Genomic DNA, 15,807 nt, shown 5'->3' with positions numbered 1-15,807 from the left:
TCTGGTCGAATAAGGGATGGCGAAACGAGACGGCTGACATCCCCTTTTTGCCAGCTACTCGAGTTGCGATAGAGCGCCAGTCACGTCGCACCTGCTATGACACTCGAATACTCGTCAACTGATCGAAAGAATAATTTGAAATTACTTGGATGGTGACGTATGACCCCCCAGCGACAACTCGAGTACGAGACACCGCCCGAGGAGCAAAAGGAGACACCGGGCGAACCGAACGAGCCACCGATAAACGAGGGTGGCGAAGGCGACGACATCGACCCGTGGTCGTTCCTGAAACCTGGATCGGTACTTGGGACGGCCGCGTTCGCCACCATCTATCTGGTAGCTTATCAGCTGTCCCTGGCTTCCAGAGGCGGATTCGAAATCCCCGAAGGCGCACCCCCAACCTGGGTACTGGCCGGCTTTACCACGCTCATGAGCCACGGCGGAACGTACGTGAGCGAGCAAGATGAACTCCGATACACGATGGCCGGCCAGCTCGGTACAGTTTTCTTGATCCCACTTATCGTTCTCGCCCTCGTTAGCGCGGGCTACCTGCTCGGGCGAACGCTCGAACCGTCGTCACCGAAATCGATCGGGCTCTGTGCGGCGTCGATCGTGCCGAGCTACCTAATGATGGTCGTGGTCACGGCGCAAGTGACCAGGTTCACCCCAACCGAGATCGACGAGACCGGCACGACTGGTGGTCCCGGCTGGTCGAACTTAGAGGGAGAAACCATCGCGATTAGCCTCGACGGGACGCTCATCGGCTCGACGATCGTCATCGTCTTTGCGTTCGCCTGTATCGGCGTCGTCCTTTCACGCTGGTCGACACTCCTCGGAATCGGCAGCGGGAATCGGGCCGACGGATCGACCGAACCCGGCGAGGCGCCGCTCGCCACGGGCGGTGACGCCGCCTCGAGTCCCGTCGACAGATCGCCACCGGCCGGTAGAGACGAGTTCGAAAGCGGCGTGAACGCTACTCGTGGGCATGCGGATCGCCCCCAGGAGGACGCTTCGGAGACTAACACATCGGGAGACGAGACGGATCACGACCGGTACCGGCCAGCCACAAATCGGTCGACGGACGAGACGGATCACGACCGGTATCGTCCCTCGAGGGAGTGAGCCACGGTCACGGAACGCGAATCGGGTAACTTCTCTCGGCCACCACTTGCGCGGCGCGACCCTCGCCAGTCGCTGAACAGGTGCAATCACTGCCTTCCAGAATGGTCGTGAAAATCAGTCGTCTGCGTGCGACGTTCCGAAGCGGGTTCCGTGTTGCTGGCCGGTCGTGGTATGAGTGTATTCCGACTGGCCTGTCGAATCAGTCACGAACTGCGTTAACGGGTCGTTACCCGCAATCGATCGGTCGACCCAGCGACGGCAGTCCTGAACGAATAGCACGAGCCCATCGGTGCGCGTGAGCGTCGCCGATTGTCGACCGGGCGATCGAAACACGGCGATCAACGCCCACATCGACCCAGCTGCGAGCGCACCGAGTGCCGAGAACGTCATATCCATCGTCGCGAACGTGACGCCGTAGACGACACCGATCGCCATCGAGGGGATACTGGTGCCGAGCGGAACGCGCGCCGCCGCATCACGGAGGGTCGGTGCGAGGAAGAAAATCGAGAGTCCGCTCCCAATCATGAAGATCATATCTTGCCACATCATCGGCGGTTCTACTGGGGTGGTGCGTAAAAGGGCATTGGTATCATAAACTAATCGTTGAAATTATTTTCGCCAGTGCCTGACTCTCGGGCAGGCAAATATGTGGCAAGCACTGGGACAAAACGCGTACCCGGTGAAATCGCGGGCGACAGGAAGGGATTACTCGAGTATGCCTGACTTACGCAGTTCTTCACGAACGTCAGCCATCGAGGTGACGACGACGTCACAGTGAGGTTCGACGGCAGGTTTCGGATCGAATCCGATCGCGAGGCCGGCGACTCGAAGCATGGGCAGGTCGTTCGCGCCGTCACCGATGGCAACGGTGTCCTGGAGGTCGACGCCAGTCTCCACCGCAAGTTCCGTCAGGGCGTCGTCTTTGGTTCCCTCGATGAGCGGGCCCTCGACATCGCCAGTGAGTGACGTCCCTGCGTCGTCGAACGGCAGCCAGTTCGAGACGATGTGGTCGACCGAGGCACCCTCGCGCTCGAGTGCGGCTTCTACCCCACGCTCGAAGCCGCCAGTGAGGATGGCCGTCGTAATCCCGTTCTCGGAGAGCGTCTCGAGCAGGGCCGCCGCACCGGGACGGAGTTCGACGTTACCGTAGGCCGCGTCGGCATCGTCGCTGGAGAGTCCCTCGAGCAAGGCCGCCCGGGAGCGGAGGCTCTCGGCGTAGCCAATCTCGTCGTTCATCGCCCGCTCGGTGATCGCAGCCATCTCGTCGGCGACGTCGAGACGGTCGCCGAGCAGCACCGTCATCTCCGAATCCGACAGCGTGCCGTCGAAATCGAACGCAACGAGTGTCTCACTCATTACCCCTCGGTTGCGAGCCCTCGGATAAACCAGTTCAGGTTCGTGCGAGACTGGTCACTGTTCGCGGCACAACGACTACAATCGCCACCGTCGTTGGTACTGGTATGTCCGAAGACCAGAACGCCGACACGGTTCGATGCTGGCTCGTCGAACGAACCTTCGACGATCGGAATCTGGTCACGACCGTGTACGCCACACCCGACGGCAGCCGGTATCGCCAGCGCGAACGGTCGGCGACGGCACTCCAGAACGGGGCACCCGTTACCGCCGCCACCGCTATCCAGGTGGAGAACCTCGAACCGGTTCCCGACGCGGAGACCCGGGAACGCTACGCCAGCGAAGCCAGTCGCGTCGCGAGCCAGCACGACCCGGACGACGAACTGTGAAATTGTAGCGTCCAGCGCACCGGTAACGTCCCCGTTCGATTCGGATCGGCGAGCGTACCCGTTCCTACGCGGTGGTTACTTACGGTCGTCTCGAGGGTGTCTCGAAGGGAAGATGGGAACCGTCGAAGCGTCAGTGCCCACCCTCGAGGAGTCGGAGCCCGAGACGGAGCGGAAGGCGGACGTCCCCGACTCGGGTATCGCCCTCGCTCGCTGGTATCACCGTCAGCGACTGCGCTGGCAGACGTGGTGGCACTGCGGGCGTCACCACGCCGGGTCGATCGAGCCGTTTCGGGTTCTCGAGCTATCACCGGGGGCGATCAGACACGCCCTGCCGGAGCCCCGCAGGCGAGCGCTGGAGGCGGCCTCGCCGCCACACGTCCAGGCCGTCGAACGTGGTCGCTGGGATCTCGAGACCGAACGGTTTCTCGAGACCGAGCGCTATCGAGCGGTTGCGCGACTCGTTCGACGTGCGTCACACGTGGAAGTGGCAGACGACCCGACTCGAGCGACTGTCACGGCCGATGGTGGGCGAGACGAGGGAGCTGGCTATCGCAACGCCCTCGAGTGGTATCTCACTGATATCGCGACGCGGGGTGCGGTGTCGATCACGGATCGGCGACAGTATCGAACCGTGACGGATCCGACGATCGCCGACCCGTATCCACATCTGCCGGCCGCGAAAGGGGAGATCCGGGTGAACGTTGGCCGCGACGGGCGGTGTATTCTCCACAGTGGCCACGAACGGCTGGCCCTGGCATCTCTGCTGGGGCTCGAGTCGGTTCCCGTTCACGTTTACGTGCGCCACGAGCAGTGGCAACGTCGGCGTGATCGTGTTGCGTTGACGGGCGGGGATATGGGAGCGCATCCGGATCTGAATGGATTGCTGCCGGGGTAGCAACCCTGGTCGGTGGGAGGGCGAAATCCCCACTGCTTATACCGGTTGCCCGACGATACGAGGGCGAGGGCACGTAGCTCAGTCTGGATAGAGCGTCGGACTTCTATCCCTGTCGCGGGTGCGAGAGGGGAAGACATCCGACGGTCGTGGGTTCGAATCCCATCGTGCCCGCTACGCCGGCGAACGATTGTGAGCCGTGCTTAGCGGCTCTCGTGGGATTCGAATCAGAGAGCAGCTTGTCTGCGACCGTGGTTCGAATCCCATCGTGCCTTTGCTTGGGCGACGGCGAACAATTGTATCCGTGGACGGACGCCTCGAGCTGCCGACGTCGACGACCAGCCCTGGAAGCGCCCCCAAAACCAGGCCGTTTCAAACCGTGGCCTCGAGGCGACGAGCGAACGTGCTGAGTCGGGGATCAGAGAGACGCCGAAGAACGTTGCCGAGCGAGTCGGGTAGGGTGATCGATGACCTCCCCTCACTTGGGCACCCACCCGGCGACGACCTATCGAGCGAGCAAGGATCTAGGCGAGATTCTCGACCTCGAGAACGGGAACGCCTCTTACCGTGCCAGGAAGTATCGGGAGGAAATCAGTGCGCTCGTCGGGAGCGCTGAGTACGGCATCGAGAGTTACGCCAATCGAATTCACCATCTGATGGGCCTCGCGGATCACATCGAAGACTGTTCCCCGTTCCAGAAGTGGCTGGCCGAGCACGGTGCCTAACTCGAGTTCGAACCGTCGCTTTCGAGCCATCCGTTTCTCACAGATCGTGCCGAAGTGGTTCGCTCGCTTCGAGCGATTCACGCACACCACGCACATCACGCGCCGATATATAACAACTCCCCCATCTGTCTGGACGGCCACCCACCGGTCGCGTCACTCCGTTTTGAGCGAGCGATGAACCAGAATCTCGAGTAACGTGGAGCCGGTATCCGTATCCACCCATCCACGTCAGCCCTGTGAAACGAAACTCGTTCAGTACCTATCCCTGCAATCCCACATCGAAATGGTAGTAGATCTATATGAGTTCGTCTTGCAGCACCACCTATGGATCAAAAGACGACTCGGTGGATGCTGGCTCTCGTCGCTGTACACGGTATCGTCATTGCGTTTGGGGCTCGCCAGCGTATACAGCTGGCGTTTGAGGGGATCGACCCGATGTACTATCTCCCATCGCTTGCGGGCGTCCTCAGGGTCGGCGGTGGCATACTGTTCACACTCGCATTCGTGTTTGCCATCATAATGCGATTCAAGCGAACTGGGGGCGAGTTGTAGCCGCCATCTCGAGTCGATCGATACGAGTGGGAAACTACATCGCTCGCGAACGACCTCGAGACCGAATCCCAGCAAGAGATAGTGACAACTGCAACGAGTTACACACTGATCGCCGACACGGCTGGCGATCAACTGTGCAGTGACGTGCAGTGGCTCCGATAGGTTCCGCGTCCGCTCGCGAAACACGCAACCGGAGTGGGCGTTCTCGTCTCAGCACGCGCTCCCCAGAAAGTCGCGAGCGGAGTGCTTCCCATCGGCGTCGGAGACAGCGTAATCCGACCGGGTTGCCTGCACGTGACGGCAGTCCGCTCGAGGCGAACGGTATCGATGTCGCCTGCAGCGGCATAATTGACGACACGTGCCACCTCTAACTGCAGGCGAGAGACCTGATGTGTAGGATACGAGAACGGAGCCAACAAGATTACCTTCACCGAGGGCGTTCCCCTATACGCGCGGGGGTGGGGTCTGTCGTTGCCAACGCTGACCTCGTGACTTATCAGCCACCACATCATTGATATTCCCCGCGCTCTCATCGGTCGTGAGCGTCGGCTTCGTCCCGTTTGGTTACGTCCACCGTGCTACTCGAATGCCTCTCGAGCGGTCGCTCATCACTCCCGTCGGACTCGCCTTCACGCACCCCTGCCAGCGCCGACCCGGCACGTACCCCCGACCACCGTCGACGCTCGAGGTATCGACACCTTCTTTCAGTCCGAGGTTCCTATAGTCTCACCCTCATCACCCAAGAAATAGGTCGGGAATCGACGAACTACAACCATACTTGAAAAAGTATTAATAACGTTTTTATCCGAAAACCAAAATGTAGACCCATGGAACCCAACGGGGTCGAAAATCTCAGGCGGCGATCGTTTCTGTCGATGCTCGGGGCCACAGCCGGCGGTCTCGCACTCGGAAGCCCCCAGGCCGGTGCACTCGAGTCGTCGACGGTACCCGCAGAGGACGGCCAGCTCACTCACCTCTCGTTTTACTCGACGGCGAGCCAAATCGCCGCCGACGGCGAGAGCGAACTCGCGGACGACGACGTCGTGGTCGTCTGGGCCGAACCTACTGCGGAGAACTTCGAGACGACGGCCGACGGCCCGGAGACGGTCGTCTACGAGGACAACGACATTCCGCTGGTCTCCGAGGACGGGAACGTCCTTGGCTTTGGCTCGGTCGACTTCGTCAGCGACGACCAGGGCGGCTTTCGTTTCGGGAACGAACACTTCCTCCTGAACTGCTTCGACGACAAAATCGGCGGCGAGGGGACGGTGCTGTGGGACGAGGGCCACGACCAGTTCCACGGGCTGGCCCTCGAGAACTACGAGTCGTTCCGCCAGTACGCCGCCGACTCGGGCTACGAGCTGAAAGCGACCAAGTCGTTGCTCGAGACCGACCTCTCGGAACTGACGTTCGACTCGACGGCGAGCTTGGTCGACGTCGACGGCACCGCCCTGACCAACCCGGCGTACGTCGTCGTCTGGGCCGAGCCGACGGCCGAGAACATTGACGGCGAGGACGACGGCGCGTACCTGTACGACGACGACCCGATTCCGCTCATCGCGAAAGCGGGCCAGGTCGTCGGCTTCGGCGGCGCCGGCTTCGCCGCCGACAGCGATTTCGACAACTTCAGCGATGCCAACGCCGAATTCATCGTGAACGTCCTCGACGACCTCACGGCGTCGAGTCCCGCGGACACGCCGACGATCCTCTGGGACGAGGCACACGACACCTTCTGGAACGCTGGTAAGTTCACCGACTTCGCGTCGACCGTCGAGGACGCGGGCTACGCGTTCGCCACGACCGACGACCTGCTCGAGGGCGACGGCTCCGTGCCGGAACTCGAGTTCTTCTCGACGGCGAGTCTCCTGGCCGCCGACCGAACACCGTTGACCGACGACTCCCTGGTCGCCGTCTGGGCCGAGCCGACGGCCGAGAACGAGGATGCGAGCGACGGTGCCGGAGAGCAGACGCTCGCCGCCGTCCCCTCGACGCCGTCGGCCACGGCGACGCACACCTGGTCGTTCGACGACGTCGACGTCGAGGGCGAGGGCGAGGTCGACACGATTACCGTCGAGTACCCCGAGGGAACGAGCCTCGACGGGCTGACCAACGACGACGTGACGGTCGTCCTCACGCGGGAACTGAGCAGCGGCCCGGACACGAGCGAGATCAGCGTCAACAGCGGAAGCTATAGCGGCTCGAGTGCCACCTTCGACCTCAGCGGTATCTTCACGACGTCCATCGTCGGCGATTCGAGCGTGACGATCGAAGGCCTCCAGAACCCGCCACAGGAGGAGTATACGGCGACTATCACGTTCACCAGCGACGAGAACGCCGTCACGATCGAGTCCGAGGTCGCTCACGACCCGAACGGCTTCGTGGCCTACCCCGACGACGTCGACATTCCGCTGGTCGCCGTCGACGGCTCCGTGGTCGGCGTCGGTGCCGACTTCGCCACCGACGAGAGTGACGTCGACGCCAACCGACGGTTCCTCGTCAACGCCTGGGAAGATCGACTCGGCGGGACGGGAACCGTACTGTACGACGAGGGCCACGGCCAGGCACTGGGCCTCGAGGACTACAGTCAGCTCCGCACCCTCGCCGAATCGCGCGGCTTTACCGTCGAGGCTACGAGCGACCTCGAGAGCGGCCTCGCGGACGCCGACCTGGTGGTGATCACCTCGCCCGGAGAGGACTTCACCGACGACACCCTCGACGCCCTCTCTGCGTTCGTCACCGACGGCGGCGCGGTGTTCCTCCACGACGAGGCGAACTTCGGCGGCGACTCGACACCAGAACTCAACGCCATCGCCGACGCGCTCGACCTCGCGTTCCGCTTCAATTCCGATCAGGTCGTCGACGACGACAACAGCGCCTGGGCACCCTTCATCCCACAGACGACGAACGTCAACGAGGCGTTCGACTTCTTTGCAGGCGGCGGGGCGCTCGAGACGGCGGCCGTGCTGGCGACGGCGTCCCCGAGCAAGGCGTTTACATCAGCCGAACTCGACGCCCTCTCCACGTTCGTCGACGACGGCGGCGGGCTCTTGCTGTTCGACGAGTCCGAGCACATCAACGAGGAGACCGACAATCTGAACGCGATCGCCGAGCACCTCACCCTCCCGTTCCGGTTCAACGCCGACCAGGTCGAAGACGGGACGAACAATGCCGGAACCAGTTTCGTGCCGACGAGCGGGAACTTCAACACCGGCTTCGACTACTTCGGCGAGGTAGACGGCCCAACACTCGAGGACGGCGACGGCCTGGTCGTCATGACCCCCGAGGAGGCGTTCACCCAGGCCGAGCGCGATGCCCTCTCCGCGTACGTCGACGACGGAGGCGCACTCTTCCTGTTCGATCAGTCTGACTTCGGTGGCCAGGGCAACGAGGCCGTCGGCTTCGACGAGACGGAGAACCTGAACGAGATCGCCGACGCGCTCGATCTCGCGTTCCGCTTCAATTCCGATCAGGTCAACGACGAGGGTGATTTCAACATCGCCACGTCGAACCTCAATACGGACTTCCCGTACTTCGAAACCCGGGAGAAGTCGATCGCCATCCCCTTCGAACAGGGCGGCGAGTACTACGGCCGGGTCGTTCGAGTGTTCGACGGCGATACCGCCGAGGTGGAGTTCGACAGCGAGTTCGACTACCGGGACGTCGTCCGGCACATCGGCATCGACACGCCGGAAACGGGAACGGCAACGAACGATCCCGAGGAGTGGTTCGGCATCGACGACCTCGAGCACCTCGACGCCTGGGGGGCGAACGCCACCGCGTACTCGCTCGAGCGGCTGGCACCCGACGCGCAAGCCGGCGAGAGCGACGTCGAGGGTCGGCGCGTCAAGCTCACGTTCGATCCCGTCGAGCCGAAACGGGGTAACTACGGTCGGCTGTTGATGTACATGTACTACGACCCAGACGACTTCGACGCCGGCCCCGCCGGCCAGTACACGGTGAACTACAACCGCGAGATGATCGAGACGGGCCACGCCCGCATCTACTCCTCGGGCTTCTCGAAACACGACGCGTGGGCCGAAATCGAAGAGGCCGCCCTCGCCGACGGCATCGGCGTCTGGAGTGGGGCCGATTTCGACGCTCTCGAGGAGATCCGGAACGACCCGGTCGAATCGCTGTTCGTTCCCGAGGCCCGCAGCGTCCGAAGCCGCCGGGGCCGCGACGGTGGCCGCCTTCGCCCCGAGCGTGTCCCGGTGTACGCGAGTCAGACAGCGACCCAGGAACGCGGCTCGAGCGGGGTCGCCTACGACGACGTTCCACTGGTCGGCGTCGACGAACGCAAGAACCTCGCACTTGTCGGCGGGCTCTTGATCCACGAACAGTACGAGGGGGCCGAAGGGTTCGTCGACACGAGCGGCTACGGCAACTTCCCGTTCCTCGCGAACCTCATCGACTCGCTGTCGGAGACCGACGGGGACGTCCTGATCGCAGGTGGTCAGGGGCAGTTCAACGCCCCCGGTTCGATCTCCCTCGAGCGCTGTCAGTACTTCATGCGCTACCTCGAGGGGGTCGGCACGCGACTCCGGCAGGTCAACGACCTCGAGCGGACGCTCCCTCGCGAGGAGACGACGCCGCGTGCGGTGCTCGTGACGGCACCAGCGCGGGAACTCACGATGGGCGAGATCATCGCCCTCCGAAAATACCGAACCGAGGGCGGTGCCGTGATCCTCCTCGGCAGCGCCGACACCGACGACGACGGCTTCGCGAACCTGAACGCGCTCGCGAGCGGGCTGAACACGGATCTCCGGTTCAACGACGACCGCGTGATCGACGAGGACAGCCACCTCGCGGACGACCCGGCGATCCTCGAGACCGGGGCGTTCAACGACTCGTTCCCGCTGTTCGGGGCCTACGAGCCTGGTGAGTGATCTGGCGAACCGGGACGCCAATTCCAGTTCAGAAGTACCCGAACAACGTGCCGACGAGCACGATGGCCCACGTGGCAACGCCGACGACGAGCATGTCGTTGAATCGGCTCTCGCGGGTCGCCCGGCGAGCCGCACCACCCGCGATCAGGCCAAGGGCGACGATGACGAGCATCCGCTGAAGGACGACGTCCACTGGCAGGGAGTCGACGTTCATCAGGCCGTAGTCGATCCAGATCGCCGCTGCGAGCGAGAGCGAGGCGGCGACGGCCGCATCGAGTCGGCGCTCGAGCCGGCTCGCAACCAGATAGGTCGCGACCGGAATTCCCAGCGCGATGACAGGATACAGGAGCGCCGCGATCATGTGCATGCTGAGGAACTCCGTCCAGCGCTCGAGGGCGACCCCCGCAATGCGAACTCCGAGGAACAGCGAGATGATTGTCATCGCGAGGAGCAGGTGATCGGCCTCGAGCCGATCTCTCGCGGCCTGCAGGCGCTTCCGGTCGACGTCGGTAAGGTGGCGGTCGACGCTCTCGGGAGTTTGCCTGGCGACGGTCTTCCCGGCTGCGAGACCGATTCCCAGCAGGAACGGCGTGAACGTCATCCCGAGAAGGTTGATTTTCGTCGCCCAGCCGTCGGCGTCGGACGGGCCGGAGTTCTGGACGTTGATCCGAACGACGTCCTGCTGGGGATCGACCCCCGGAAGCTCCATGAACTCCTGTTCGATCCGAAGCTGAGCCTCTTCGACGCCGTCGACCCGATGGCGGAGCGTAAACCAGTCGAAGTGTTCGGTGTGGCCCTGCATCGCGACCCACTGGTCGTCATCGTTCGGACTCTCGTAGAGGCGAATGTGCATACGCTCGCCGTAGTAGTCGCCGTCGTCGAGCTGGAGCGTCTCGGTCATCCAGTAGGGATCGCTGTCGCCAGGATCGACCCAAGCGTACCTGGTCGTCCCCGCAGCATCTCCCCACTCCGTCCCCGTCGCGTGGTGGCCCTCGTCCTCGATGAACGCGAACGTCTCAGACTCGGCGTCTAGCTCTTCCTCGTCGAGTTCCTCCCAGTCGCCGTCGCCCTCCTCGGTGAGGGTTCTAACGACGTTGTCGGTGTCACCACGGACGAAGACGTTGATCGGGCTTCGCTTGTCGTGTGCCTCCCTGGCGCTCATGAAAGCCCAGATTGAGCTGTCGGAATCCTCGAACTCGACGAGCTCAAGCTCCGGCTCGTCGGTCTCCTCGGGGGCGACGTCGGCCGTCGACGGGGAGAACAGGAGCGATGGGCCACCCATAAAGAGGAACGCGATCGCCAGGAGCGCGAGTCCGATGACCAGTGAGCGACGCATACGTCGACTGTACCGGAAGCAATAGTATCAATGTAGGGTTACCTGACAATCAGGTTAGTCGACGTGGTTGCGATGACGTGTCGTCGTCCGACTCAGGCGTCGGGCCCGACCGTAAGAACCGGTACCGGTGCCGTTCTGACGACGCGTTCGGAGACGCTGCCCACGACGTTTCGCTCGTAGGCGTCGCCGCTCGTCCCCATGATGATCAGGTCGGCGTCGTACTCCGCAGCGTAGTCGACGATGCATTCGGCCGGGTTCCCGGTGTCGATGACGGTTTCGACCGGAACATCGTGTGCGGCCGCCCGGCTGGCCGCCGCGTCAGCGGCCTCGCGCGCTTTCACGCGCAAATCGTTTCGAACGGCCTTGACGCGCTCGTCGTCGAGAACGAGAAACGCGCGGTCGTCGACGATGGAGATGACGTGGAGGTCTGCAGTTCGCGTACTGGCGATATCGATCGCGTGCTCGGCGACCGTCTCGGCGTGTGCGCTTCCGTCGGTGGCAAAGAGGATCCGCTCGTACATCGGTACTAGGTGTCGTCGTTCGAGGGAAAAGAACGTCCCTATTCGATCTCACCCGCCGGGAATTGGCGATGTCCGTTTGCACACCACTCGAGCCGCCTGGGCTGCAAACGTCACTTTTTCTCGAGAAAGTGTGCTATTTTGTAACGCGTTCCCGCCAGACGGGAATACGCTCCTCGAGTTATCACCCCATAGCCCCAAGGATAGGATGTAAGGTGACCGATCATGTCCACAACTACTCAAAACCGACTCGAAAGCCGCTACGGCGGCATCACGCTCGAAGGCTACCCCCACGCGCTGACCGCGTGGTTCGTCGTCGCCCTGCGTTTCGTCATGGGCGGTATGATGCTCTTTGCGGGCATCAGCAAGTTCACCGGTGAGCCGTTCGACGCTAGCGGGTTCCTCGTCCACGGTGTCGACCCGGTCAGCCCCGTCAGCGGGCTCTACGCCGCCATGGCCAGCAACGCCGCGTTGATGGAGGTCACGAACGTCGTCATTCCGACGACGCAGGTACTGATCGGGGTCGCGCTGATCTTCGGCGGCTTCGTCCGCCTGGCGGCCCTCGGCGGCACGCTCCAGATGCTCGCGTTCTACCTCGGCGGCTGGGAGGGCGAGTTCCTGGCCCTGTTCGACTCGACGCTGATCTACGCGTTCGTCTTCATGGCGATCGCCGCCTTCGGCGCGGGTCGGATCCTCGGCGCCGACAAGTACATTGAGGGACTCGAGGTCGGCGGTCAGAAGCTGGTCGAGCGCTACCCCCCACTCCGGTACCTCCTCGGCTAACCCGGTTCGACGCGAGTCGGTTCGGTGAATCGTTTTTTCGTTTTGTTTTCACGGCCGTTCGAGCGACAGCGATCGCCTGTTCAGGAGTGTCCGGCAACTCGACACTGCAACCCCCAGCGGTCGAGGATTGCTCTGGAGAATCGTTCCATTCTCGATTCGGACACGCCTCGAGATCAAGTTTCAGTTTGAGTTCCAGTTACGAGTTCCCGAGTTCCAGTCCCGAATCACGAAACACACAACACTCGAGACACAAACTGTGCGTTCCCACGGTGACGGTGTGACTTTACGCCAGGGAACGATCGTTCGTTGCTGGCCGGAACGACCCCGGTAGCCGATCGGATCCGTGATCGCCCCTTAAAACAGATTCGCCTGCTGGTACACCGAGAGCCCCTCGTCCGTAATCTCGTAGGGCTTTTTCTCACGTGAGTGGTTCGCGTCGCGGATCTTCTGGATCTCGACCGCTAGCCGCGTCTCGCGGAAATCGTCGGGACGGACGTACTGCAACACGAACACCGCATCGGTAAGGTACTCGACGATGCCGTACCGGGAGACGTACGCCGACTCCTCTGCGGCCTCACTGGTCAACATGGCCGTTACGCCCGCCTCCTTCAGGCTGCGTGTGAAGTCGTAAATCTCGTTGCGACGTTTCGCGCGGCTTTCGTACATCATTTCGAGCAGCGAAACCGAATCGAGTACCAGCCTGCTCGCTCCGAAGTTCTCGATCAGGCGGGGCAACTCGTTTCGGATCGAGGTCAGACTGTTCGCCATCTCGACCGGGTCGACGTCGACGACGGCGAGCTGTCCCGATTCGACGTACTCGTCGAAATCGTACCCCTTCTCCGTCGCGCTGTTGATGACGCGTTGTTTGCTCTCCTCGAGCGTGATGAACACCGCGTTCTCCCCCTGCTCGAGGGCGTGATAGAGAAACTGGAGGCCGAACGTGGTTTTGCCGGTGCCGGCCGGCCCCATCACGACCAGCAGGGATCGGACGGGGACGCCGCCCTGAATCATTCGATCCAGGCCGTCGATCCCGAGATCGATGCGCTCGAGGTTGCTATCGAGTTCGGCATCGAAGTCCGGCGTCTCCGGGCCGCCGAGTTCGAAATCCAGTTCGTCGAAGTCCGTCGGCCCGCCGCCGCTCGTGTTATCCTCGACGTCAGGCCCGGCCATCTCTGGCACCTCGACGCCCTCGAGGGCACTCGCGAAGTCCGTGTCGAACAGCGTCCCACCCTCGCTATCGCCGCCGGTGCCATCACCTCCATCGCCGCCCTCGCCGTCACTGGGCCTCGAGGCAGATCGGTCGTCGTCCTCGTTCGACGGTCTCGAGTTCGCCGCTCCCGCATCGTCCGCATCGTCCATCCCCTCCCCATCTGGCTCGTCAGCTTTCGGTTCGGCGCCCTCGTTTTCACTCGCCGCTCGCTCATCGATGGCCCGCTCGAACCAGTCGTCCTCGAGTTCGTCACTCATGGCTATCACGTCCACCACGAGTGGCAGGGGCGGCCGATCTCGATCCGCCAGTAAGGTACACCATACTGTCTCTGGGGTCGCGTCTGCTTCCGAGGTAACGCCCCACAACGATGAATGTTGTTGCCACAGACACCTCGAGTACGAGCGCTCGACCCAGACAGAGGTGGATTTTTGCGCACGGGTGCGCTACCAGAGGACATGGTAGCCGACGTCGGTATCGTCGCCCAGCGAGACAACGAGCGGGCTCGAGCCATCGCAGAGGAACTCGTCCGGACGGTCGCCGCATTCGGTGCCGACGCGGTGGTCGACGACGCCACCGGTAATGCGGTCGACGCCCCCGCCGTTCCCGTCTCCGCGATGGGCGACTGTGCCTTCGTCGTCAGCATCGGCGGCGACGGCACCTTTCTCTTCGTCGCCCGCGAAACCGGCGGCGTCCCCCTGATCGGTATCAACCTCGGCGAGGTCGGGTTTCTCAACGCGGTGTCACCGGCGGCCGCCGTCGACGCGGTCGAAGGGCTGCTCGAGGAGCACCAGGAGACGAGCACGATCGAGGGCCGATCCGTCCCGCGGCTACAGGCCAGTGGCGAGGGGTGGACGCTCGAGCCAGCGCTCAACGAGATCGTCGTCCACGGGCCGCGACGCGGGCCGGCCGGCGGGGTCGAGGTCGACGTGGCGATCGACGGCGTCTCGTACGCCCGAAGCTGGGCCGACGGCACGCTCGTCTCGACGCCGACGGGGTCGACGGCCTATAACCTGAGCGAGGGCGGGCCGCTCGTTCACCCGACCGTCGACGCCCTCGTCGTCACCCAGATGTGTGCCGCGGAGTCGATGCCGCCGCTGGTCGTGGGTGCCGACAGCGAGGTGACGCTCACCCTCTCCGGTCGGGGCCCCACCTGGGCGATCAGCGACGGCCGAACGCGCCAGGAACTCGAGCCACCCGAAACCGTAACCGTGACGGTCGCCGACGACCCGATCACCCTCGCCGGCCCGGAGGTGCACTTCTTCGACGCGCTGGAGAAACTCGAGTGACTGGCGTAACTCGAGTGACTGGCGAGACCCGAGTGCCCGACGAGACTAGTGTTGTCGACGAAACGCAGGTGAGCGGAGATGCGTGGCTGAGAACGGCCGGTCACTCGCCCTCGACCAGCCGCTCGAGGTGTGCCGGCGGCACCGCACCCTGCGCCGCGTACCCCTCGTAAACGAACGTCGGAACGCCCGAGATCCCGGCGACGGCGGCCTCGTCGAACAGCGACTCGAGCCGGGAGCGAAGCGCCTCGTCCGCGAGGGCAGTCCGAATGTCCTGCGCCCCGACGCCGATGTCGTCGCCGATGGCAGCGAGAACGTCCCCGTCGCTAATGTCTCGCCCGTCCTTCCAGAGCGCGTCGTACACCCCCTCGTCGAACGCCTCCCACCGCTCGGGATCCGTTTCCGCGACGAACAGCGATGCCAGCTGGGCGTCGTAGGAGTCGACTTCGATCGCCAGCTCCTGGGCCATCTCGACCTCGTAGCGCTCCTGCAGCCGGCGCACGTTCGCTTTCGCCTGCTCGAAGTACTCGTCGTCTTTCCCGTCGTCGACGTCGCGATCGATCGCTCCCTCCGAATCGCGCTTCCCGCGACGAAGGTCGAACGGATGCCACTCGATCGGGAGTGGGGCGTCACGGGATCGTCGATACTGCTCGAGGGACTGTCGCCCGAGGTAACAGAAGGGGCAAACGTAGTCGGCGTAGATGGTGATCGGCTTACGAGGTGCGTCGGTCGTCATCGCCTGGTGATTGGAACGCCAG

13 protein-coding genes, 1 tRNA gene and 1 pseudogene are annotated in these 15,807 nt (G+C 63.3%); 9 read left to right on the top strand and 6 right to left on the bottom strand.

Annotated features, from left to right (window positions below):
* The first annotated feature begins 159 nt into the window (after positions 1–159).
* Positions 160–1,122 carry a DUF7978 family protein gene (locus tag NGM68_RS04165; protein ID WP_252700389.1) on the top strand — a complete coding sequence of 321 codons (963 nt, stop codon included), beginning with the start codon at positions 160–162 and terminating at the stop codon, positions 1,120–1,122.
* Between the two features lie 114 nt (positions 1,123–1,236).
* On the opposite strand, the gene NGM68_RS04160 is transcribed toward NGM68_RS04165, so the two are convergent.
* The gene (locus NGM68_RS04160; protein ID WP_252700388.1) at positions 1,237–1,671 is read right to left on the bottom strand and encodes a hypothetical protein; all 435 of its coding nucleotides are present in this window, start codon (positions 1,669–1,671) and stop codon (positions 1,237–1,239) included.
* A gap of 156 nt (positions 1,672–1,827) precedes the next feature.
* The gene (serB, locus tag NGM68_RS04155) at positions 1,828–2,478 is read right to left on the bottom strand and encodes a phosphoserine phosphatase SerB (RefSeq protein ID WP_252700387.1); all 651 of its coding nucleotides are present in this window, start codon (positions 2,476–2,478) and stop codon (positions 1,828–1,830) included.
* A gap of 104 nt (positions 2,479–2,582) precedes the next feature.
* Here serB and NGM68_RS04150 point away from each other — a divergent pair, with 104 nt between their 5' ends.
* From NGM68_RS04150 to NGM68_RS04125, 6 genes and pseudogenes are all read left to right on the top strand, one after another.
* Entirely contained in the window at positions 2,583–2,864 is a 282-nt protein-coding gene (locus NGM68_RS04150; protein WP_252700386.1) for a DUF7967 family protein, read from the top strand.
* Between the two features lie 112 nt (positions 2,865–2,976).
* The gene (locus tag NGM68_RS04145) at positions 2,977–3,759 is read left to right on the top strand and encodes a hypothetical protein (RefSeq protein ID WP_252700385.1); all 783 of its coding nucleotides are present in this window, start codon (positions 2,977–2,979) and stop codon (positions 3,757–3,759) included.
* Between the two features lie 67 nt (positions 3,760–3,826).
* Positions 3,827–3,930, top strand: a tRNA-Arg gene (locus NGM68_RS04140).
* Positions 3,931–4,228: 298 nt separating this feature from the next.
* Positions 4,229–4,478, top strand: a pseudogene (locus tag NGM68_RS04135) (DUF7845 domain-containing protein); the annotation flags it as partial.
* Between the two features lie 327 nt (positions 4,479–4,805).
* Positions 4,806–5,033 (top strand): hypothetical protein, encoded by a 228-nt coding sequence (locus NGM68_RS04130; RefSeq protein ID WP_252700384.1) that lies wholly within the window; start codon positions 4,806–4,808, stop codon positions 5,031–5,033.
* Between the two features lie 827 nt (positions 5,034–5,860).
* Positions 5,861–9,919 (top strand): thermonuclease family protein, encoded by a 4,059-nt coding sequence (locus tag NGM68_RS04125; protein WP_252700383.1) that lies wholly within the window; start codon positions 5,861–5,863, stop codon positions 9,917–9,919.
* Between the two features lie 28 nt (positions 9,920–9,947).
* On the opposite strand, the gene NGM68_RS04120 is transcribed toward NGM68_RS04125, so the two are convergent.
* Together NGM68_RS04120 and NGM68_RS04115 are read right to left on the bottom strand one after the other, a co-directional pair.
* Positions 9,948–11,255 (bottom strand): hypothetical protein, encoded by a 1,308-nt coding sequence (locus NGM68_RS04120; RefSeq protein ID WP_252700382.1) that lies wholly within the window; start codon positions 11,253–11,255, stop codon positions 9,948–9,950.
* A gap of 92 nt (positions 11,256–11,347) precedes the next feature.
* On the bottom strand, positions 11,348–11,776 hold the full coding sequence (locus tag NGM68_RS04115) for a universal stress protein (protein ID WP_252700381.1): 429 nt from the start codon (positions 11,774–11,776) through the stop codon (positions 11,348–11,350).
* A gap of 222 nt (positions 11,777–11,998) precedes the next feature.
* On the opposite strand from NGM68_RS04115, the gene NGM68_RS04110 reads away from it, so the two are divergent.
* Positions 11,999–12,556, top strand: a complete 558-nt coding sequence (locus NGM68_RS04110; protein WP_252700380.1) for a DoxX family protein — start codon at positions 11,999–12,001, stop codon at positions 12,554–12,556.
* Positions 12,557–12,910: 354 nt separating this feature from the next.
* Here NGM68_RS04110 and NGM68_RS04105 read toward each other — a convergent pair whose 3' ends face one another.
* Positions 12,911–14,023 (bottom strand): KaiC domain-containing protein, encoded by a 1,113-nt coding sequence (locus tag NGM68_RS04105; protein WP_252700379.1) that lies wholly within the window; start codon positions 14,021–14,023, stop codon positions 12,911–12,913.
* Positions 14,024–14,221: 198 nt separating this feature from the next.
* On the opposite strand from NGM68_RS04105, the gene NGM68_RS04100 reads away from it, so the two are divergent.
* Positions 14,222–15,052, top strand: a complete 831-nt coding sequence (locus tag NGM68_RS04100) for an NAD(+)/NADH kinase (protein WP_252700378.1) — start codon at positions 14,222–14,224, stop codon at positions 15,050–15,052.
* Between the two features lie 100 nt (positions 15,053–15,152).
* Here the strand turns inward: NGM68_RS04100 and NGM68_RS04095 are convergent, their stop codons facing one another.
* A complete protein-coding gene (locus NGM68_RS04095; RefSeq protein WP_252700377.1) occupies positions 15,153–15,785 on the bottom strand; it encodes a DsbA family oxidoreductase in 633 nt (210 codons plus the stop codon).
* Positions 15,786–15,807: the final 22 nt, after the last annotated feature.

The sequence above is a fragment of the Natronosalvus vescus genome, assembly GCF_023973145.1.
Lineage (GTDB): Archaea > Halobacteriota > Halobacteria > Halobacteriales > Natrialbaceae > Natronosalvus > Natronosalvus vescus.
This window is presented reverse-complemented; position numbering and strand designations above follow the sequence as displayed.

Bases quoted from the DNA above. Each gene is read 5' to 3' on its own strand.
- NGM68_RS04165 (WP_252700389.1), top strand. From the start codon at position 160: ATGACCCCCCAGCGACAACTCGAGTACGAGACACCGCCCGAGGAGCAA.
- NGM68_RS04160 (WP_252700388.1), bottom strand. From the start codon at position 1,671: ATGATGTGGCAAGATATGATCTTCATGATTGGGAGCGGACTCTCGATT.
- serB (WP_252700387.1), bottom strand. From the start codon at position 2,478: ATGAGTGAGACACTCGTTGCGTTCGATTTCGACGGCACGCTGTCGGAT.
- NGM68_RS04150 (WP_252700386.1), top strand. From the start codon at position 2,583: ATGTCCGAAGACCAGAACGCCGACACGGTTCGATGCTGGCTCGTCGAA.
- NGM68_RS04145 (WP_252700385.1), top strand. From the start codon at position 2,977: ATGGGAACCGTCGAAGCGTCAGTGCCCACCCTCGAGGAGTCGGAGCCC.
- NGM68_RS04130 (WP_252700384.1), top strand. From the start codon at position 4,806: ATGGATCAAAAGACGACTCGGTGGATGCTGGCTCTCGTCGCTGTACAC.
- NGM68_RS04125 (WP_252700383.1), top strand. From the start codon at position 5,861: ATGGAACCCAACGGGGTCGAAAATCTCAGGCGGCGATCGTTTCTGTCG.
- NGM68_RS04120 (WP_252700382.1), bottom strand. From the start codon at position 11,255: ATGCGTCGCTCACTGGTCATCGGACTCGCGCTCCTGGCGATCGCGTTC.
- NGM68_RS04115 (WP_252700381.1), bottom strand. From the start codon at position 11,776: ATGTACGAGCGGATCCTCTTTGCCACCGACGGAAGCGCACACGCCGAG.
- NGM68_RS04110 (WP_252700380.1), top strand. From the start codon at position 11,999: ATGTCCACAACTACTCAAAACCGACTCGAAAGCCGCTACGGCGGCATC.
- NGM68_RS04105 (WP_252700379.1), bottom strand. From the start codon at position 14,023: ATGAGTGACGAACTCGAGGACGACTGGTTCGAGCGGGCCATCGATGAG.
- NGM68_RS04100 (WP_252700378.1), top strand. From the start codon at position 14,222: ATGGTAGCCGACGTCGGTATCGTCGCCCAGCGAGACAACGAGCGGGCT.
- NGM68_RS04095 (WP_252700377.1), bottom strand. From the start codon at position 15,785: ATGACGACCGACGCACCTCGTAAGCCGATCACCATCTACGCCGACTAC.